The sequence below is a fragment of the Thermoanaerobacter sp. RKWS2 genome, assembly GCF_026240795.1.
Classification (GTDB): Bacteria; Bacillota; Thermoanaerobacteria; order Thermoanaerobacterales; family Thermoanaerobacteraceae; genus Thermoanaerobacter; species Thermoanaerobacter ethanolicus.
The window spans coordinates 2,585,961-2,606,743 of sequence record NZ_CP110888.1; the positions used below are offsets into that span (position 1 = coordinate 2,585,961).

The 20,783-nt window shown below is 34.4% G+C and carries 15 protein-coding genes, 1 pseudogene and 2 riboswitches; of the genes and pseudogenes, 4 read left to right on the forward strand and 12 right to left on the reverse strand.

Annotated elements, in window-relative coordinates; all coding sequences use genetic code 11:
• Positions 1 to 33 precede the first annotated feature (33 nt).
• From mgtA to OEI98_RS13805, 10 genes are all read right to left on the reverse strand, one after another.
• The gene (mgtA, locus tag OEI98_RS13760) at positions 34 to 2,721 is read right to left on the reverse strand and encodes a magnesium-translocating P-type ATPase (protein WP_004398941.1); all 2,688 of its coding nucleotides are present in this window, start codon (positions 2,719 to 2,721) and stop codon (positions 34 to 36) included.
• Positions 2,722 to 3,090: 369 nt separating this feature from the next.
• Positions 3,091 to 3,253: riboswitch (M-box (ykoK) riboswitch) on the reverse strand.
• A gap of 63 nt (positions 3,254 to 3,316) precedes the next feature.
• A complete protein-coding gene (locus OEI98_RS13765) occupies positions 3,317 to 3,853 on the reverse strand; it encodes a phosphatase PAP2 family protein (RefSeq protein ID WP_003869672.1) in 537 nt (178 codons plus the stop codon).
• Positions 3,854 to 4,283: 430 nt separating this feature from the next.
• On the reverse strand, positions 4,284 to 4,922 hold the full coding sequence (gene thiT / locus OEI98_RS13770; protein WP_003869671.1) for an energy-coupled thiamine transporter ThiT: 639 nt from the start codon (positions 4,920 to 4,922) through the stop codon (positions 4,284 to 4,286).
• 62 nt (positions 4,923 to 4,984) lie between these two features.
• Positions 4,985 to 5,087, reverse strand: a riboswitch (TPP riboswitch).
• Positions 5,088 to 5,209: 122 nt separating this feature from the next.
• Positions 5,210 to 7,093, reverse strand: a complete 1,884-nt coding sequence (locus tag OEI98_RS13775; RefSeq protein ID WP_003869670.1) for an ABC transporter ATP-binding protein — start codon at positions 7,091 to 7,093, stop codon at positions 5,210 to 5,212.
• On the reverse strand, positions 7,090 to 9,315 hold the full coding sequence (locus OEI98_RS13780) for an ABC transporter ATP-binding protein (RefSeq protein WP_003869669.1): 2,226 nt from the start codon (positions 9,313 to 9,315) through the stop codon (positions 7,090 to 7,092). Before OEI98_RS13780 ends, OEI98_RS13775 begins: the two co-directional genes overlap by 4 nt.
• A 110-nt stretch (positions 9,316 to 9,425) precedes the next feature.
• The gene (locus tag OEI98_RS13785) at positions 9,426 to 9,869 is read right to left on the reverse strand and encodes a MarR family winged helix-turn-helix transcriptional regulator (RefSeq protein WP_003869668.1); all 444 of its coding nucleotides are present in this window, start codon (positions 9,867 to 9,869) and stop codon (positions 9,426 to 9,428) included.
• A gap of 161 nt (positions 9,870 to 10,030) precedes the next feature.
• On the reverse strand, positions 10,031 to 11,743 hold the full coding sequence (polX, locus tag OEI98_RS13790; RefSeq protein WP_266038513.1) for a DNA polymerase/3'-5' exonuclease PolX: 1,713 nt from the start codon (positions 11,741 to 11,743) through the stop codon (positions 10,031 to 10,033).
• A 17-nt stretch (positions 11,744 to 11,760) separates the two neighbouring features.
• Positions 11,761 to 12,189, reverse strand: coding sequence for a type VII toxin-antitoxin system HepT family RNase toxin (gene hepT, locus OEI98_RS13795; protein ID WP_003869666.1), 429 nt, complete (start codon positions 12,187 to 12,189; stop codon positions 11,761 to 11,763).
• Positions 12,182 to 12,571: a type VII toxin-antitoxin system MntA family adenylyltransferase antitoxin gene (mntA, locus tag OEI98_RS13800; RefSeq protein ID WP_003869665.1), complete on the reverse strand. Its 390-nt coding sequence runs from the start codon at positions 12,569 to 12,571 to the stop codon at positions 12,182 to 12,184. Before mntA ends, hepT begins: the two co-directional genes overlap by 8 nt.
• Positions 12,572 to 12,667: 96 nt before the next feature.
• Positions 12,668 to 13,135 carry a methylated-DNA--[protein]-cysteine S-methyltransferase gene (locus tag OEI98_RS13805; RefSeq protein WP_003869664.1) on the reverse strand — a complete coding sequence of 156 codons (468 nt, stop codon included), beginning with the start codon at positions 13,133 to 13,135 and terminating at the stop codon, positions 12,668 to 12,670.
• A 310-nt stretch (positions 13,136 to 13,445) separates the two neighbouring features.
• Between OEI98_RS13805 and adhE the strand changes: the two are divergent.
• Positions 13,446 to 16,062 (forward strand): annotated as a pseudogene (gene adhE / locus OEI98_RS13810) (bifunctional acetaldehyde-CoA/alcohol dehydrogenase).
• A gap of 21 nt (positions 16,063 to 16,083) precedes the next feature.
• On the opposite strand, the gene OEI98_RS13815 reads toward adhE, so the two are convergent.
• Together OEI98_RS13815 and OEI98_RS13820 are read right to left on the reverse strand one after the other, a co-directional pair.
• Entirely contained in the window at positions 16,084 to 17,367 is a 1,284-nt protein-coding gene (locus tag OEI98_RS13815) for an SH3 domain-containing protein (RefSeq protein ID WP_003869662.1), read from the reverse strand.
• Positions 17,368 to 17,667: 300 nt separating this feature from the next.
• Complete coding sequence (locus OEI98_RS13820; RefSeq protein WP_266038518.1) at positions 17,668 to 18,801, reverse strand: aldo/keto reductase; 1,134 nt, start codon at positions 18,799 to 18,801, stop codon at positions 17,668 to 17,670.
• Between the two features lie 143 nt (positions 18,802 to 18,944).
• On the opposite strand from OEI98_RS13820, the gene OEI98_RS13825 reads away from it, so the two are divergent.
• Genes OEI98_RS13825 through OEI98_RS13835 form a run of 3 tightly spaced genes read left to right on the forward strand, consistent with a single transcriptional unit; the run spans position 18,945 to position 20,778 of the window.
• Positions 18,945 to 19,316 (forward strand): GntR family transcriptional regulator, encoded by a 372-nt coding sequence (locus OEI98_RS13825; RefSeq protein ID WP_003869660.1) that lies wholly within the window; start codon positions 18,945 to 18,947, stop codon positions 19,314 to 19,316.
• Positions 19,317 to 20,018 carry an ABC transporter ATP-binding protein gene (locus OEI98_RS13830; RefSeq protein WP_003869659.1) on the forward strand — a complete coding sequence of 234 codons (702 nt, stop codon included), beginning with the start codon at positions 19,317 to 19,319 and terminating at the stop codon, positions 20,016 to 20,018. It begins immediately after the preceding gene.
• Positions 20,011 to 20,778: an ABC transporter permease gene (locus tag OEI98_RS13835; RefSeq protein WP_266038521.1), complete on the forward strand. Its 768-nt coding sequence runs from the start codon at positions 20,011 to 20,013 to the stop codon at positions 20,776 to 20,778. Before OEI98_RS13830 ends, OEI98_RS13835 begins: the two co-directional genes overlap by 8 nt.
• Positions 20,779 to 20,783: the final 5 nt, after the last annotated feature.

Genomic DNA, 20,783 nt, shown 5'->3' on the forward strand with positions numbered 1-20,783 from the left:
CTTTGTCTGACTTGGCTAATCTATTGTCCAAAATTACAGCAAACTTCCAAATTTTTTTACAAATCTCGTTTTAACGTATTGCGCCAAAGTCAAGTATGCAAGAAGCGTAGCTGCCAAGAACAAGAAGTATATTGCTGGTAGAGGCGTCATCCCAAGTTTAGCTCCAAAAGAAGTAAATGGCACAATCGTTCCTACTGTAACAGCTGCTGAGGTAAAAAGTAATAGTGGCCATGAAGCAATGCTTTGTATAAAAGGAATCTTCTCGGTCCTAAGCATGTGAACTACCATTGTTTGCGTCCATAAGCTTTCTACAAACCAGCCTGTTTGGAAAAGTGAAACAAATTGGAGTTTAAGTGCTTCAGGCAACAAGAAGTAAGAGCCACCTATAACCAACGGACCAATTACAAAAAACATCAAAGCATAAGTGGTTATATCAAAAATTGAACTAGTAGGTCCAAACCATACCATGAAATTGCCTATATTTGCAGCATCCCATTTTCTTGGCTTTTGTATATACTCTTTATCCATTGTATCCCAAGGCACTGATGTCATTGACAAATCATAAGTTAAATTAAGGAAAAGAAGTTGCAATGGCTGCATTGGCAAAAAAGGCAAAAATGCACTTGCTACTAAAACTGAAAATACATTACCAAAATTAGAACTCGATGTAATTGCAATGTATTTCATAATATTTCCAAAAATTCTGCGTCCTTCTACAACTCCCTCTTCTAATACCGTAAGACTTTTTTCTAAAAGTATTATATCTGCTGATTCTTTTGCAATATCTACTGCAGAGTCAACAGAAATTCCAACATCGGCTTCTCTTAGTGCAGACGCATCATTGATACCGTCTCCCATATATCCAACAATGTGGCCTTTGCTTTGTAAAGCCTTTATTATTCTCGATTTTTGCATAGGAGAAAGTTTTGCAAAAATTGTCGTCTTTTCTGCTACTTCTGCTAATTCTTCATCTGTCATATTCTCTATTTCATTTCCTAATAGAATATTCTCTACAGCAATCCCCACTTCTTTACAGATTTTCTTTGTCACTATTTCATTGTCACCAGTAAGAATTTTTACATCTACTCCATGTTCTTTTAAGGCTTTTATCGCATAAGGTGCAGATTCTTTTGGCGGGTCTAGAAAACCTATATAACCCATGAGAACCATCTTACTTTCATCCGCCACACTGAAAACTCCCTCTGGTGGAACATCATTTTTTTGAGCTACGGCAAGCACCCTCATTCCGTCTTCATTTAATTTTCTTACCATTTCTCTTACTTCTTGGCGTATTTCATCTGTCAAAGGAACAACTTCACCTTTGTACTCAGCGTATTCGCAGATGGAAAGCACTTCTTCAACGGCGCCTTTCGTTACAAGCTGCCTTTTCCCACCTTCGCTCTCTAAAACTACAGACATTCTTCGCCTTACAAAATCAAAGGGTATCTCATCAACTTTTTTGTATATTTTATCTAAACCATTAAAGCCCTTTTCAACTCCATACTCTAAAATAGCTACATCCATCAAGTTCCTTAGACCTGTTTGATAATAACTGTTAAGATATGCATGTCTTAAAACTCTGTCATCTTCATTTCCATGTATATCAAGATGTTTTTCTACAACTATTTTGTTTAATGTCAAAGTGCCAGTCTTATCAGTACAAAGTATATCCATTGCTCCGAAATTTTGAATAGCATCTAATCTCTTGACAATTGTCTTATGTTTTGCCATTGTCACAGCACCTTTAGCAAGGTTTGTAGTGACTATCATTGGAAGCATTTCGGGAGTAAGTCCAACAGCTACAGCCAAGGCAAAAAGCAATGCATCCAACCAATTACCCTTTGTAAGGCCATTTATCACAAAAACAATTGGAAACATAACTGCCATAAACTTGATAAGCACTTTGCTGACATTGTTAATACCCTTTTCAAAACTTGTCATTGCCCTATGCCCTACAAGGGACTTTGCCATTGAACCAAAATAAGTACGGTCACCTGTTGAAAGAACTACAGCAATAGCAGAGCCACTTACTACATTGGTACCCATAAAGCATATATTTTCTAAGTCTGAGAGGTTTAAATCCTTAGCTTTCCTTTTTTCTTCTTTTAAATCCGGATATTTCTCAACTGGTTCAGATTCTCCTGACAAGGTCGCTTGGTTTATGAATAAGTCCTTGGAAGTAATAACCCTAACATCTGCAGGTACCATATCTCCTGCTGCCAAATGTATTATATCACCAGGTACTATTTCTTCCATTTTTATTTCTCTCTCACCTGTATCTTTGCGAATAACTGCAGCAGTCGTGTGAACAAGGGCTTTCAATTTTTCCGCTTCTATATTGGAGCGGTACTCTTGAACAAAGCGAAGCAGTCCACTAACCGTTACCATTATAGAGATAATAATTATGGTGCTCCAATCTCTGTCTTGAGGTGCAGTAAAAAGTACATCAGTTATATATGACACAATTGCCAAAAATACCAATATACCTATGAAGGGATTAATAAAAGCTTTAATCAATTGAATATACCAAGGAGCTGGTTTTTCATGGGCTACTTCATTTAACCCATACATTTCAAGTCTATCTTCTGCTTCCTCAGAAGTCAAACCTTCTCTGTCTGTGCCTAATTGTGCCAAAACTTCATCTACATCTTTTTTCGCAAACTCAATTAATTGGGTAAGTATCGTATCTGTGAATCCATTTTTCTTTGCGATTTTGATCATTTCCATACACCTCCAAAACACAATAATAGACTAAGGCTGCTGAGTCTTTTGCAACCTTACAGTTACAGTATTTGTTTTTTTGTGAAAAACTTTCGCACTTAGACGATGGAATTAAAAGGAATTGTTTTGGAGGTATATGTAATAGGACATCAAAAGAAGGGATAAATAGGCATTTTAAGAAATAGCAAAATTTATTGAAAAGGCCACGTGTGAGAAGAATGGACGTGGCCTCAAACTATGCCCATCCTTCTTCAATGTCATATTACATATACCTTTATAGCTTTTACTACTACCTCCACCGTCCATTCTTCTCACCTCCGTTTTTTCGCAAATTAAAAAACCTCTCAACGAATGAAAGAGGTTTTTTAACATTTCAATTCGTTGAGCTTTGGCACTATACAGCTTTGGAGCATCCTCCAGCTGCATTAAGTAAAACCTTAATTCGGTAATACTTGTTGACCCGTTAGCATCTCTCGATGTTTCCGGGCAGCAGCGTATATCTGTATAGGAGCCTCACCTAACGATTGTATTAACTTGTGCCCTTCTACATTATATTCTTCTATTTACAATCTGTCAATCTATTTTGAAAAATTTTTTACAAAAACAACTTTGTAGCTATAAAATGGGTTAGATAAGAAAAAGTAATACCTATCGTTGAGCCCATTAATACATCTGAAGGATAATGCAGTCCAATGTATATCCTTGAAATCCCTACAAGTACTGCCAGCGAAATAAAGAACAGTGCAAGGCTTGGAAAAAACATTGAAAAAGTCATAGCAAGTGAAAAACTGGCAGTAGCGTGACCTGAAGGAAAAGAATAATCTTTTAAAAGATGTTTAAAAGTATTTGTATTAGCTAATACCATATAAGGCCTTGGTCTTGTATATTTTCTTTTTAAGAGCTGAACAAACAAATGGCTGCTTACAAGAGCAGTTAAAGCTTCTAAAGCAGAGGCTTTCACATTGTTTTTTCCGAAAAATATTAAAGATAAGCAAGAAAATATTGTAAAAAAAGGACCTCCTATATGAGTTATTTTAGGCATTATTTTGTCCAATATATTACATTTTATTCTTTTGTTTATATAGAAAAAAATGTTTTTGTCTTTGTCAAGAAGCACTCTTTTTATTTGCATCAGCAAAATCCCCTCCCTATAATCTCATTTCACTAATGCTTTCATCGAAATTTTTCAGCACAATTTCACACACTCTATCAGCGGAATTTTTATAAACCAATTCTTCCATTCTTTTTTCATATACTTAAGTTTATCAAGGTTTTCAAACAACAATTCTCTTAACTTTCAAAAGGATTTTATATTCTTTATATCTACAATTATATATACATTATCGTACTTTTCAAAAGCTTTTTCAACAGCCTTTGCTACTCTTTTATGGCCTGTTCCTATTTATCCATGGGCTTTCCCATAACCTTTGATTAAATTATCTTATGATAACATTAAAAAAACATTATAGGGATGTTAATTTTATGTTAAATTTTTTCTTACAAAATATTATACCATTATTTTGGCTATCCATTGAAAAAAATAAAAAAGGGGAAATACCCCTTTAAGCAATTGCTTTCTTTTTAATTTCCTCGATAGCATTTCTAACTTGAGGAATTAGTGAAACTGCAAAACATATTGCCACTTCTACACCTATTATGCTTCCATTAACTAAAAGTGAATAAACTATAGGACTCATTCCTTTTGGCGCATAGCTTGCAAAAAAGAATACTCCGGATAAAAAGTGAGAGAAAAATCGTCCAAATCCGCCGACTAAAATTCCCAAACTCAGGTTTTTTCTAAAAAAGCCAGCAAGTCCTAATGCACCAAAAGCCAAAGGATAGTCGAGAAGTACTTGCACCCATTGGACTATAAAGGGGTCTTGAATAAGTTGCAAAAGTCCATATGCCATGCCAACAATCACACCAGGACCTGGTCCATAATAATACGCAAATATAAAAAGTGGAAGCATGCTGGCAGGCGTTATGGAACCACCCTGTGGCCAATGGTAAAACCTTATATATGACAGCACAAAAGAAATAGCGATTGAAAGTGCTCCGTAGACAAGCATCTTTGTGTCAAATTTGACACTTCTTCGCATCAGATATAAAAGAAAAGCTGCCAATAAAATTGCCAATATAACTGATAAGGTCACTGGTTTTATTTTGGCAAAATCAGAAAATATACTTATAATGTAGGACATAATAAAAAACACCTCCATGATATTTAGAGGCTATGTTCGCTGAAAAAAATACCGCGAAATGCGGTATTTTTGAGCCGCATTCCCTACGGAGGCATTACCCTCATCAGGTTCCAAGGGTTTGGCATCAATGCCATCTCAGCCATTAAGGCTCCCCCAGCGGACATAACCACCTATTTTGTTTTCACCTTTAATTTATCATTTTCTGTAGTCTGTGTCAAGAATAATTATCAAATGCGGATGGCCAAGCTTTGTAGGTTGCTGACGTTTTGCACACACATCAAATGGTATTAACTTGCCATCTCTTCCTCTTTTTCAAACTGACTGTTATAGAGACTTGCATAAAAACCGCCTTTTTTAAGAAGCTCTTCGTGGGTACCTTGCTCTATAATATCTCCATGGTTCATGACAAGTATCAAGTCAGCATCCCTTATCGTAGAAAGCCTATGAGCGATTATAAAGCTTGTGCGTCCTTTCATAAGGTAATCCATCGCTTTTTGTATTTGTATTTCTGTAAGGGTATCTACAGAGCTTGTAGCCTCATCGAGTATGAGAATTTTGGGATCTTTCAAAATAGCTCTTGCTATAGTTAGTAACTGCTTTTGCCCTTGAGAAATATTTGTGGTCTCTTCATTTAATACCATGTTATAGCCCCCTGGCAATGTCCTTACAAAACTGTCAACATGAGCTGCCTTAGCAGCTTTTATAACTTCCTCATCAGTAGCATCGAGACGGCCATATCTTATATTGTCCATAATAGTACCATTGTAAAGCCAAGTATCCTGAAGCACCATGCCAAAAAGTGAACGCAAATCTTCTCTCGTAAAATCTCTTATATCATGCCCGTCAATCAAAATAGCTCCTTCATTCACATCGTAAAAGCGCATTAAAAGTTTCACTATAGTAGTCTTTCCTGCACCAGTAGGACCGACAATTGCAACTTTTTGTCCTGCCTTAATAGAAGCAGAAAAGTTATTTATCACCATTTTATCAGGTCTATATCCAAAACGAACATTTCTAAACTCCACATTCCCTTTTATATCTTCAATTTTTACAGGCTGTGGATTATCTGGAACTTCCTCTTCTTCCTCCAAAAACTCAAATACTCTTTCTGCACAGGCAGCAGTTTGTTGCAGTATATTGGAAATATTTGCAATCTGAGCAATAGGCTGTGTAAAAGATCGGATGTACTGTATAAACGCCTGAATATCCCCCACTTCTATTGCATTTTTTATGACCAACCAACTACCCAAAACTGTAACCGCCACATAACCCAAGTTTCCTATTACATTCATAAGTGGCATCATAATACCTGTCAAAAACTGTGACTTCCAAGCTGCTCCGTACAAAGTGTTATTTAATACATCAAACTTTTCAATGCTCTTTTTCTCTCCATTAAAAGCCTTTACTATATTATGGCCTCCATATACTTCCTCCACATGACCATTTACATGCCCTAAATAATCCTGCTGCTCTCTAAAATACATTTGTGAATGTTTGACAATAAAGGCAATTACCAAAGAAGACAAAGGAATTATCAAAAGCGCCACTAAAGTCATAAGCCAGTTTATGGTAAACATCATAATCAAAACGCCTACTACTGTCGTCACAGAAGTGATTATCTGAGTCAAGCTTTGATTGAGAGTCTGAGTAATTGTATCCACGTCATTTGTAATACGTGACAATATTTCCCCTTGATTTGTGCTTTCAAAATATTTCAAAGGCAGGCGGTTAATTTTTTCAGAAATTTCTTTTCTAAATCTATAGGTAACTTTCATCGCAACCCCAGACATTATCCATCCTTGCAGGTATCCGAATAAAGCACTTAAACCATATAAGCCTATGAGAATTAGAATTATCTTTCCTACATATTCAAAGTCTATGCCACTGCCTTGCCCTGTTATTTTATTCATTACACCTTCAAAAATTTTGGTTATGGCTTTACTGAGTATTTTAGGACCCGCAATGGAGAAGGAAGCACTAAGAGCTGCTAATATAAATACACTTATTATAGAAATTTTATAAGCTGATAAATATTTTATCAACTTTTTCATTGTGCCTTTAAAATCTCGCGCTTTTTCTCCACCGCGAACCATGCCATGGGGACCGCCTCCCATTCCTGGCCCGCGAAGTCTGGGCATCTGTTTGGGGTCTATTCTTCTATTTTCACTCATGCCAATTCCTCCTCCGACAGCTGTGATAAAGCTATTTCTCTGTAAGTTTGACAGTTTTTAAGTAGGTCTTTGTGTTTCCCTATGCCCACAATTTTACCTTCTTCAAGCACTATTATTTGGTCTGCATGCAAAAGAGTTGACACCCTTTGTGACACCATTATAACAGTGCTTGATTTTAGCCTTTCTCTTAAGGCTTTCCTTAAAGCTGACTCTGTTTTGAAGTCAAGAGCTGAAAAACTTTCATCAAAAATGTATATTTCAGGCTTTTTAACAAGAGCACGAGCAATGGAAAGCCTCTGCTTTTGCCCTCCTGAAACGTTTGTTCCTCCTTGTGCAATCTCTGAATCAAATTTCTTGGTCTTTTCATTTATAAATTCCATTGCTTGTGCAATTTCTGCTGCTTCTTTTACTTCCTCGTCCGTAGCCTGGTCATTTCCGTATTTCAAATTTGATTTAATTGTACCACTGAAAAGCCAACTTTTTTGGGGTACATATCCTATTCTGCTGCGTAAATCTTCCTGCCTTACCTCTCTTACATCTACACCATCAACCAAAACCTGTCCTTCTGTCACATCGTAAAATCTCAAGATCAAATTCACTAAGGTACTCTTTCCAGAACCTGTTCTTCCTATTATGCCTACTGTCTGCCCTGGCAAAACCTTGAAGTTTATATCCTTTAAAGCGTATTCTTCAGCACCTGGATATTTAAAAGATACATTCCTAAATTCTACAGTTCCAGCCATATTTTCATTAAATTGTTTTGGATTTTCTGGGTCTTTTATAGAAGGCTCTGTAGCCAAAACCTCAGCAATACGCTCTGCCGATACTGATGCTCTTGGTATCATTATAAACAGCATTGAGAACATCAAAAATGCAAAGATAATCTGTATAGCGTATTGCATAAATGCCATCATGTCTCCAACTTGCATGCTGGAATTTTGGATTTGGTGAGCTCCTACCCATACTATCAAAAGAGTAATTCCATTCATCACAAGCATCATAGATGGAAATATAAATGCCATAGCACGATTTACAAAAAGCCCTACTTTTGTAATATCTTGATTAGCTTTGTCAAAGCGCTCTTCTTCAAATTTTTGATTATTAAAAGCTCTTACCACCATTATTCCTGACAAATTTTCACGAGTAACTAAGTTTAATCTATCAATCAATTTTTGCATTAGCATAAACTTGGGCATCGCAATGGAGTACAATGCTGATATTATACCTAAAAGTACTATTACTGCTAAAGCTATAATCCAAGACATTGAAACACTTTTGCTAAGTGCTCTAAATACACCACCTATACCCATTATAGGCGCATAAAACACCATTCTTATCATAATTACAAGAAGCATTTGTATTTGTGTAATATCATTTGTAGTTCTTGTTATCAAAGAAGCCGTAGAAAATTTGTCAAATTCAGCATTAGAGAAGCTCTCTACTCTTGCAAATAAATCTCTTCTCAAATCTCTCGCTACTCCAGCTGCCACTTTTGATGCAAAAAATGCTACCATAATAGTGCTTAATGCACTCAGTCCAGTTATCAATAGCATTATAAGGCCAGTATGAAGAATGTAATCAGTTTGAATTTTGTCTGTATTTATGCCAATTGCCTTGTATTCTTCTTTTACAGCCATTGTTGCAGCTTGTATAACCATATTGTCACCTAAAGAAGCAAACTTTTTGTTCATTTCATCTCTTATTTGAATAAGTTGCTCTTCTGGCAGTTGAGACATCATAGCAAAGAGGTCTACATTTGCCGGTATTTTCTTTCCATTAAATTCTATACTTCCGTTTTTTGCACTGGCTTTAGCTTTTTCCACACCTGTAACAGCTAAAAAGGCTTTCCCCATAGGTAAATTTATTTTGTCAATTTCTGATTTATCTACGCTTTTAAGGACATATACAGGCTCTTTTGAAAGAATAGGATATTTTTTTACATATTTATCATAATCAGGACTGGATTTGTCTACTAATGTATAATCTTTTAAAATCTCTTCCTTTTCTTCAGGTGTAACAAATAGCAAAAGTTTATCCATTTCGCTTTTCCTTATAGCCTCAGGCACTGCATTTACTATGCCACCTTGCTGTATTCCATTGTTAACTATCTTGGACATATAGTCAGGCAATGACAAATCACTCATTGCTTGAACAAATATAAAGAACACTGCTAAAAAAATCAACAGAATATAGGGTTTTAAATATTTCGCCAGTTTTACCATACCAACACCTTCTCCTCCTAAAAATTTGCCTCGATTTCTTTTGTGAGAACTACTTCTTTTTAAATTTCTACTTCCTCAACTTATTTACTTAATTTTGTTATACTTCCTCACTATAAATCATGTTGTTTTTCCAATATTTTTTTCAGTGCTTCTAATCCTTCAATTATTTTATTAAGGTCTTGTGGGCTTGCTCTACTTATTAATTTTTCAAACTTCTCTTCAGCTTCTTTGAAATGTTTTTGAAAAGTATCTTTAAACTTAGGAGTCACACTGACATAAACAACTCTTCTATCTTCAGTGCTTCTCGTCCTCTCTACCAAGCCTTGCTTTTCTAACCTGTCAATAATGCCAGAAACAGTGCTATTGGAAAGCCCTAATCTCTGACTTAAGTCACTTACTTTCATTTCACCATAACGGGCTAAAATGCCCATAAGCATTCCTTGTGGTCCTGTAATGTCAAAATCTTTGCACTCGTATTTCATAGAATGCTTTATAATATTCATTATTTGTTTTAAAAGCTTAAGTATTTTCAATCCACTGTTTATCTCTTCCATTTTCACCACCGCATTTTAAATTATTTCGCACACGAATATTTTGTATTCAAATATTTCTGATACAAAATATATTGTACTCTTCTCATAATAGTATGTCAAGATTTCTTAAAGCTTTTCAAAAAAATAAAATAAAAAAACCGCTAATAAAATTAAAAGCGGTTTTACATATTAGAAAAAATCTCTAACACTGCCTCCAGTTCATAAGTATTTACAACATCTTTTGCTTCAAGCCACCCCTTTCTTGCAATACCAATGCCATACTTTACATCTTCCAACCCTTCTACACTGTGGGCATCCGGACATATGGCAAATTTTACACCTTTATCTTTTGCATATTTTATATATCTCCAGTCAAGGTCTAATCTATAGGGGCTGGCATTTATCTCAATTATTTTGCCGTATTCTTTTGCCGCGTCAATTACTTGATAGACGTCAATTTCATAGCTGTCTCTTGCCAGTAAAAGCCTTCCAGTCAAATGGCCTATTATCTTTGTGTATTTATTTTTAATGGCGTTTATCACTCTTTTTGTCATCTCTTCTTTAGTCATTTTAAAATGAGAATGTATAGAAGCTATAACCAAATCGAATCTTTTTAAAATTTCTTCGTCGTAGTCTAATGACCCATCCGGCAAAATATCCGATTCAATACCTTTTAATATGACTATATCATCGTATTTTTTGTTTAACTCTTCTATTTCTTCCCACTGTTTCAATAGCATTTCCTCTGCCAATCCACCGGCATAAAAAGCAGATTTACTGTGGTCAGTAATCGCTATGTATTTATATCCTAGCTTTCTCGCTCTCTCTACCATATCAACAAGAGAATTTCTACCGTCGCTATAAGTAGTGTGTACATGAAATACGCCTTTTAAATCTTTTTCTTCTATCAAGGCAGGTATTTCTCCTCTTTCTGCCGCCTCAATTTCTCCCATGTTCTCTCTAAGCTCTGGAGGAATATAAGACAAATTAAGTTTATTAAAAATTTCCTCTTCAGAGCTGCATTTAATAAGGACATCCCCTTTAAAAAGCCCGTATTCGTTCATTTTTATGCCCATCTCTTTTGCTCTATGCCTCATAGCTGTGTTGTGTTCTTTACTTCCTGTAAAATGGTGAAGAGCATAAGGGAATTCCTCATCTTTTACTACTCTTAAATCTGCATTTATTCCTGAGTTTAGTGTTACGATTGTCTTTGTATCCCCTTTTGCTATCACATCCCGTACCTCTTCATAGGAAGCAAACAAGTCCATAAGTTTTTCGGGATTATCAGAAGTAGCCAGTATGTCAATGTCTTTTACGATTTCCTTTTTGCGCCTTAGACTTCCCGCAATCTCACATCTTATAGTAAGCCCTGTCCCTTCCAAATACTCTTTAAGCTTGACTGCTTCTTGATAGGCTTCAAAATATAGGTGCTGTCCTGTAAACTGCTTTATAAACTGTATTCCTTCAAAAATCTTCTTCTGTGTTTTTTCACCAAAACCAGGAAGGTCCACAAGCCTATTTTCAACACAGGCGTATTCTAATTCGCCAATTGTCGTAATCCCCAGTTTTTCATGCAATGTCTTTATCTTTTTAGGGCCTAATCCCGGGATTTTTAACATCTCTATGAGGCCCGGAGGCACTGATTCCTTTAATTTTTCGTAATACTCAAGCCTTCCTGTTGTTATAAGCTCTGTCAGCTTTTTATTTAACGCTTCTCCTATGCCTTTTACATCTTTTAACCTATCTTCTTTCACAAGGGTCTCTATATCTTCATCAAGAACTTCTATAGTGCGAGCCGCATTGTAATAAGCCCTTGCCTTAAAGGGATTTTCTCCTTTCAACTCGAGTAAAAGCCCAATCTCATTCAATATATCCACAACAGTTTTTTTATCCATAATTCACCACTTCTTTTTTAATTATTTATATATAACTCAATGGTCCTCAAAAATTCATAAACATCGTCAATTTTCTTTGTCAAAAAATTTCTTATATAACTCCACTTTATATCAAGATATTGATGGGCAAGGACATTTCTAAGTCTTGCTATTTCTGCTATGGATTTGGCAAGCTCTATATCTATTACTTTTATTTCCCCTAATTTTAATATTATCTCTCTATAAGAATCGGGTATTTCAACATTTTCATTGGCAATCAAAATTTTTGAAATGTCAATAAGTGCATTGGCTATATTTTCAATCATCCTTTCAACATTTCTTCTAACTATCCTATTGGCATTGTATTCTTGAAAGCTCAACTCTTTATGCGCTTTTAAATCTTCCAATTCAATTTGTATAAATTCAATCCTTTTTATCACATTAATTTTATCAGAATCTTTAAGCATTTTTCTCCCTTCTTTCCTGTCTGTATCTATATATATCAAGAACAGTTTTTCTAAAATCTTCTGCCTCCATAGACACTTCAAGCATGTAGTTTATATAAAAATCATGGTCATTTATTATAATCTTTTTTCCTCTCAAAGCTTCCCAAGCAACAGTAGCATTGGCTATATTCAAAACAATAAGGTCAACATCCCTTTTAAGCAAATCCTCCAATTCATTCCATAAACCATAGACAAATTTCTCATCATATTCTTTAAGGTAAACTGCTATGTCAATGTCTGATTCCTTTGTAGCTTTTCCTTTGGCAACAGAGCCAAACAAAAAAGCCATAACTATATTCTCTTTATTTTTAAAAAACTCTTTTAAAGTTTCCAAATAATCCATTCTATCACCTGCTCTTTATCTCCATTATACCATAAAAAAGTTAAAAAATAATGGCACAATTGACAAAATTACTACCAATTGCACCATTGTAGATAGTTAAATCTTTACCCCCTCAAGACTTAATAAAAACTTTTTTATCTCAATCCCCCCTCCAAAGCCTGTCAAATTGCCATCCTTTCCTATAACTCTGTGACAAGGAATTATAATAGGAATAGGATTTTTATTAAGAGCCTGTCCTACCGCTCTTGCTGCCTTTGGCTTGCCAATCAATTTAGCAATTTCTCCATATGTTTTAACTTTCCCATAGGGAATTTTTGAAATTTCACGCCACACAGCTTTTTGAAAATCTGTACCTTGCAAATCCAACCGCACATCAAAATTTTTTAATTTCTTTTGAAAATATAGGTCAAGTTGACGTATACACTCTTCAATATAAAAATCGCTGCCTTCTTTAAAGCCTTCTAATGAAGATTTCTCATTTTCAAAGTCAATACGACATATGCCTTTACCCGAAGAAAATATTGTAAGCATGCCAATAGGCGATAAGAATTTTTTATACAGCACCTTCTCATCTCCTTAAAAATTTAAAAACTGGTAATTTGATTATATCACAATATAATCTGCAAAAACATAATGTAAAATTTTTTGAGTAATCGTTTCATATCGATTTATCACTATTGACATCATTTTAAACCTGTTTTATTATAAAAGTGTAAAGAGATTGTTAAATGAATAACAATTAAAATATAGAGCAAACTATTGTTAACTTCTAATTTTTATAGAAAAATACTTAAATTTTTCGAAGTACACTTTGACAATCTCTTTATTTAAATAAAATATTTTGTTAAATTATTATCAATATGGAGGTGTTCTTATGCCTAACTTATTACAAGAAAGAAGAGAAGTAAAAGAAAAAACAGAAGTGAAAGAAACGCTGGATGTTAAAAGACAAATAGACCAATTAGTAGAAAAAGCACAAAGAGCACAGGAAAAATTCATGTCTTATACCCAAGAACAAATAGATAAAATAGTTAAAGCTATGGCTTTGGCTGGTATTGAAAATCATGTGAGATTGGCAAAATTAGCCCATGAAGAAACAAAAATGGGTGTTTATGAAGACAAAATAACGAAAAATCTTTTTGCAGTAGAATATGTGTACAATTATATAAAAGACAAAAAGACTGTCGGCGTCCTTAGTGAAAACTTAGAAGAAAATTATATGGAAGTGGCAGAACCTGTAGGAGTTATAGCCGGCGTAACACCCGTTACAAACCCTACTTCTACAACAATGTTCAAAAGCTTAATCGCTATTAAAACAAGAAATCCAATAATTTTTAGCTTTCACCCAAAAGCATTAAAATGTAGTATAGAAGCTGCAAAGACCATGTACGAGGCAGCATTAAAAGCTGGTGCACCAGAAGGATGCATAGGTTGGATTGAAACGCCTTCAATTGAAGCAACGCAACTTCTCATGACACATCCCGGCGTCTCCCTTATCCTCGCAACAGGCGGCGCTGGAATGGTAAAAGCCGCTTACAGCTCAGGAAAACCCGCCCTTGGCGTAGGTCCTGGCAATGTCCCCTGCTACATTGAAAAAACTGCAAATATTAAAAGAGCAGTCTCAGACCTAATACTTAGCAAAACTTTTGACAATGGCACAGTATGCGCATCAGAACAAGCTGTGATAATAGACGAAGAAATAGCAGATGAAGTGAAAAAATTAATGAAAGAATATGGTTGCTATTTTCTCAATAAAGAAGAGACTAAAATGCTAGAAGAATTCGCTATAGACAAAAACACCGGTTTAATGAATCCAGCAGTTGTAGGTCAACCGGCAACAAAAATTGCTGAAATGGCTGGATTTAAAGTACCTGAAAACACAAAAATACTTGTAGCTGAATATCCTGCTGTAGGACCAGAATATCCTCTCTCCAGAGAAAAGCTAAGTCCAATACTTGCTTTATACACAGTCAAAGATTACAACGAAGGCATAAAAAGATGTGAAGAAATGACAGAATTCGGCGGACTTGGTCACTCTGCAGTAATACATTCTGAAAACCAACAAATTATTAATGAATTTGCAAAAAGAGTACGAGCAGGAAGAATTCTTGTAAACGCCCCTGCTTCTCAAGGAGCTATTGGAGATATTTATAACACGGCTATCCCATCTTTGACTTTGGGTTGCGGTACAATGGGTAGAAATTCAACAACAGATAATGTAAGTGTTTATAACCTTATAAACATAAAACGAGTTTTTATAAGAAAAGAGAGAATGAAATGGTTCAGAGTTCCACCACAAATTTATTTTGAAAGAGGGTCATTACAATATCTGTCACAAGTAAATGGCAAAAAAGCCTTTATTGTAACAGACCCTGTGATGGTTAAATTAGGTTTTGTAGATAAAGTAACGTATCAATTAGATAAGGCAAATATTAAATATGAAATATTCTCTGAAGTTGAACCAGATCCTTCAGTTGACACTGTAGAAAAAGGGGTAAAAATAATGAGAGGGTTTGAGCCTGACTTACTAATAGCTGTAGGTGGTGGTTCTGCAATAGATGCAGCGAAGGGAATGTGGCTTTTCTACGAATACCCTGATACAAAATTCGAAGACTTAAGGTTAAAATTTATGGACATAAGAAAAAGAACTTATAGATTTCCTGAACTGGGGAAAAAAGCTTTATTTATCGCAATACCAACCACCAGCGGTACAGGTTCTGAAGTTACTGCCTTTGCAGTTATAACAGACAAAAAGAAAAATATAAAGTACCCTCTCACAGATTACGAATTAACACCAGATATCGCTATAATAGACCCTGACCTCACAATGACAATACCACCTCTGTCACAGCAGACACTGGTATGGACGCTTTAACCCATGCTATTGAAGCCTATGTATCTGTAATGGCATCAGACTATACAGACGCTCTCGCAGAAAAAGCTATAAAATTGATATTTGAATATCTACCTAAAGCATACAAAAACGGGCAAGATAAAGTCGCCGCGAAAAGATGCACAATGCTTCATGCATAGCTGGAATGGCCTTCACAAATGCATTTTTAGGAATAAACCATAGTATGGCTCATATACTTGGTGCTAAATTCCATCTTCCACACGGAAGAGCAAATGCAATACTTCTGCCCTATGTCATAGAATACAATGCTGAGTTACCTAAAAAATTTGCTTCATTCCCACAATATGAATATCCCAAAGCAGCCGAGAAATATGCAGAAATTGCAAAATTCTTGGGACTTCCTGCATCAACCATTGAAGAAGGAGTAAAAAGCCTCATTGAAGCAATAAAAAATCTTATGAAAGAGCTTAATCTTCCTTTGACACTTAAAGAAGCAGGCATAAATAAAGAAGAATTCGAAAAACAAATAATGGAAATGTCTGATATAGCCTTTAATGACCAGTGCACCGGTTCAAACCCAAGAATGCCATTGGTATCCGAAATTGCAGAAATATATAGAAAAGCCTATGGAGAATAAGGGTAAATTTTTAGTTTACCCTTATTCTATTTCCAAAACAGAAGTGAATTTTTCTATAAAAGATACTCCTGAAGTTGTCGGCAGAAAAGTAGAGGTTACCATAACTTCATTTACAGGAACAAATTCATATTTATCTTCCTTTTTCTCTCCATACCCATGAAAATTATGTATTATATAAGGAATGCCTTTTTCTTTTCCAATGTAAATCATAGCATGCCCTGGCATATAGACTAATGCTCCTGGCTTTACACTGTCGAACACTTTTATTCTTTCTTCATTTGACATTCCCTCAATAAATTTATAGGATTTGTCCGCTACTGCTTCTTGCTCATTAGCATTCCTAGGAAGCCTTATGCCAAAAGTTTTAAAAACATACATTATATAGCTTGAACAATCTCTTCCCCCAAAACTATCTCCCCACCCATACCTATCACCTAAAAGTTTAAAAGCTTGCTTTAGAATATTTTCTCTTGTATATGGAAGGTATCCTAAATTTATATCTTCTTTTTTGGAAATCAAAGAATACTTAAATTGAAGATTTCCATTACTATCTCTTACAGGTATTTTAATTACATAATTGCCTTCTACGGATTGATTGCCTATATGCCTTGGAACTTTGTTTGTTTCGAGAGGTATCTTAGTACCCATTGTAAATTCCAGTTTAGAAATGCTTATATCAAAAGGATTACTCCGAGTTTTTGTGTAGTTTCCTGTGACCACTAAAAATTTATAGGAATTTACATAATCAAATAACTCTTTTTTGTCCTTTGAAATTGCAATATCCTCTGCTTTAATCCATCCTCTGTAATTGTACATCTGTATAAAAAACCATTTTCTATCTTTACTTTTGTGTAAAATAACTAAAGGTTCAAAAGCTTGACATCCCGTCTCTTGAAACCTGTCAAATTCAATATCTCCCTGCTTGTCAAAAACAGCTTCCTCCGTGGGAAAACTTCTAATAGAAGTATTTCGAATTGCTATACCGTATTTTACTGGATTTACATCCTCAATTTTTTCTAAATTTGTATTTTCTATTACATCGTCATAAAAGTCTTCTTCTATGAGGTTGCCGTACCTATTGTACATAGACTTTTTGGGTATCTCATAACTTTTGATTAACTTAATAAGCTCATCTTTTTTTAAACTCTCTTTATATGTCTCAATGTCACATACCATACCTACTTTATTTATTATCTTTCTGTTAAAGTTTTCAATCTCTTGTGGTGTCATAATAACTTTGTCGGCATTGTCTATTTTCCTAATCCAATATTCTGGACTTAACATATCTTCAATAACCTCAAACATACAAACTCTCCTCTCATATATGCAAATTTATACACGCCTATTATAGAAAAATTTTAAAAAAATGAAACTAAAAGCGAACTTTTTCGTCTATATTATAGAGATATGTTTTACAAAGGGGCGGTATACTAAATGGAGAAAAAATTTTATTTAGCCATTTTTTTAATACTGAGTATATTATGTCTTCTTCTTGGGATAACAATATTTTTAACTGCTTTTCATCATGGCATCTAGATTTTTAATACATAAAAGAAAGCGAGAAGGAGTGACAAAGTTTGTCAATCTCCTTCTCCTATTTTTTCGTTATGCTCTTTCAAAATAATTTGCAACTTCTTTAAGGTAGTCAATTATTGTAAGATGTTGTGGACATACGCTCTCACAGGTACCACATTCAATGCAGGAACTCGCTTTTGCATCTCCCAAATCTTTATAAGCCTTACGGTTAGCCTCATAAATGTTATACATATGAGCTTCGTTGTAAAGTTCAAAGTTCCTTGGTATATTTACACCATTTGGACAAGGCATACAGTAGTTACACCCTGTACAGGCAATTGGTGAAAGCTCTTTGTATTTGTTTCTAACTTTACTCACAATCTCAAGTTCTTCTTTTGTTAAGGTATTTATTCCTGACCTTTTTGCGCTTTCAATATTTTCTTTTAGTTGCTCAAACGTGCTCATGCCACTTAACACAACCGAAACCTCCGGCTGATTCCATAACCATTGAAGTGCCCACTCTGCAGGGGTACGCTTAACCTTTGCAGTATCCCAAATGTCTTGCACTGCTTTTAGAGGGTTGGCAAGCCTTCCTCCTCTTATAGGCTCCATTATTACAACACCTAAGCCTTTTGAAGCAGCATGTTTTAATCCCTTCTCTCCAGCCTGCACATCTATGTCCATATAGTTGTACTGTATTTGACAGAAATCCCATTTGTCATAATAATCTACAATCTCTTGGAATACAGGATACTCATCATGGAAGGAAAACCCTATGTATCTTATCTTCCCTTCTTGCTTTTTCTTTTCAGCCCAGCTTAAAGCATCAACTTTTTTCATGTTCTCCCATTTATTTTTATCTAAAGCATGCAAAAGATAAAAATCTATGTGGTCTGTCTGAAGTTTCTTGAGCTGTTCATTTAAATATTTGTCCATATCTTCTTCCTCGTTAATTAGCCAGGTGGGAAGTTTCGTAGCAAGAAAAGTTTTTTCTCGGTAACCATCTTTTAAAGCTTTACCTGCAACTATTTCGCTGTTACCTCCATGATACGGCCATGCTGTATCAATATAATTCACGCCATTGTCAATGGCATACCTTATCATCTTTATCGCTTCAGCCTCATCTATTTTGCTGTTATCATTATCAATTACAGGAAGCCTCATTAAACCAAATCCTAATGCAGATACTGCTATATTTAGTTTGCCAAATTGTCTGTATTGCATCTCATCCTCTCCCCTTTGTAAATATGTTTTAAGTTAATTATAACATAGCGAATTGCATAAACAAAAATCTCTTTAATATTGACATTTAGAAAATATTAGTGTATTATATAATTAGTTCACTAGTACAATATGGAGGTGTTGTATTGAAAATTGAGTTTGATGAAAAAATACCCATTTACCTTCAAATAATGAAGGCAATAAAACAAGAGATAGCTACAGCAAATTTAAAAGCAGGTGATAAATTGCCTTCTGTCAGAGAAATGGCAGAAATTTTAAAAGTAAATCCCAATACTGTCCAAAGAGCATATCAGGAACTTGAAAGAGAACAAATCACCTATACACAAAGAGGAATGGGAACCTTTATTACAAACGATGTACAAAAACTAAAATCATTAAAAAAAGAAATGGCAATGGAATTAGTCACATCCTTTGTAAATGAAATCAAAAATTTAGGTTTTAACATGGATGAAATAATAGAAATTGTAAAAGAATCCTTAGAAAGGGAGGTTAAGTAATTGGACACAATTTTAAAAATCTCTAATTTAACAAAAAATTATTACAATACCCAAGCCTTGAAAGGCATAGACTTAGAAGTTGAAAGAGGAAAAATCTTAGGGCTTTTAGGTCCTAATGGCAGTGGTAAAACTACATTAATGAAAATTATAGCTGGCATACTAAAGCCTACTTCAGGAGAAGTGCTAATTGAAGGTAAAAAGCCGGGAATTTATAAGAAGCAAATTGTATCTTATTTACCTGATGTAAATCCTCTTTATAAGTGGATGAGGGTGAAAGATGCTGTAAATTTTTTCAAAGATTTTTACAATGATTTTGATGAAGAAAAGGCTAAATCAAATTTAGACTTTATGGAGCTTAAAGAAAACCAAAAAGTCTCTTCCCTTTCAAAAGGCATGTTAGAAAGGCTTCTTTTAGCACTTTTCTTGTCAAGAAATGCTAAACTTTATATTTTAGACGAACCTTTAGGCGGCGTAGACCCCCGTGCAAGAGACAAAATAATAGATACCATAATAAAAAACATTAATGAAGATAGCTCAATGGTTATTTCTACTCATATTATAAGAGACATAGAAAAAGTTTTTGATGAAGTAGCCTTTCTCTCTGAAGGAACAATAATTTTAAAAGAAGAAACAGAAGATTTAAGGAGAAAAAAAGGAAAATCAATTGATGAAATTTTTAGGGAGGTATATGCTAATGTTTAAACTTATAAAATATGAATTGCAGGGAAGATCCAAATATTACATTGCAGCTTTAATAGGGATGTTTTTTATGTTTTTTTATATAAATATGAGACTTACTTCCAAGGATTTTACAGTTTCGCTAGCTTTTTCATTTTTAGCAATTTACTTAGTCTACATTGTTCTTGTAATATCAGGTATAATACTCTATGCAAAAGATGTCTTTGGAAACTCTGGATATTTGATTTTTACAATTCCCAAAAGAGGAGAAACAATATTGGGGGCAAAATTAATAGTTGCTATTGCTGAATTTCTAATATTTATGTTTACTGTTGTTTTGCTATCCTATTTGAATCTATCAATAAATTACCCTGTGGAAATAGTAAACAATTTTATTTTAGAATATAAAAATACTCTAATACCTGCTTCTACACTTATAACACTTTTCTTTATCTTTTTAATTCTTCTGTCATATTTTAGCATAACTCTTACAAAAACAATTTTTTACTCAAACAAATACGCCATATGGATTTCTCTCATGTTGATGTGGTTAATTTATTTTATAATAAACAAACTTATTACCCTTATATCAAAATTATTCCCTTATTCCACTCATATTGGAACTGGCAGTATAATCGCAAAAGCCGTTAACACTAACTCTAATATAACAATGTATCTTACACCATTAGAGTTAAATATCGCCGCTCTAACTTTTGAAACATTTACACTTTTTATTCTCTTTATCGCAACCTCATATTTAATTGACAGCAAAATGAACTTATAATAACT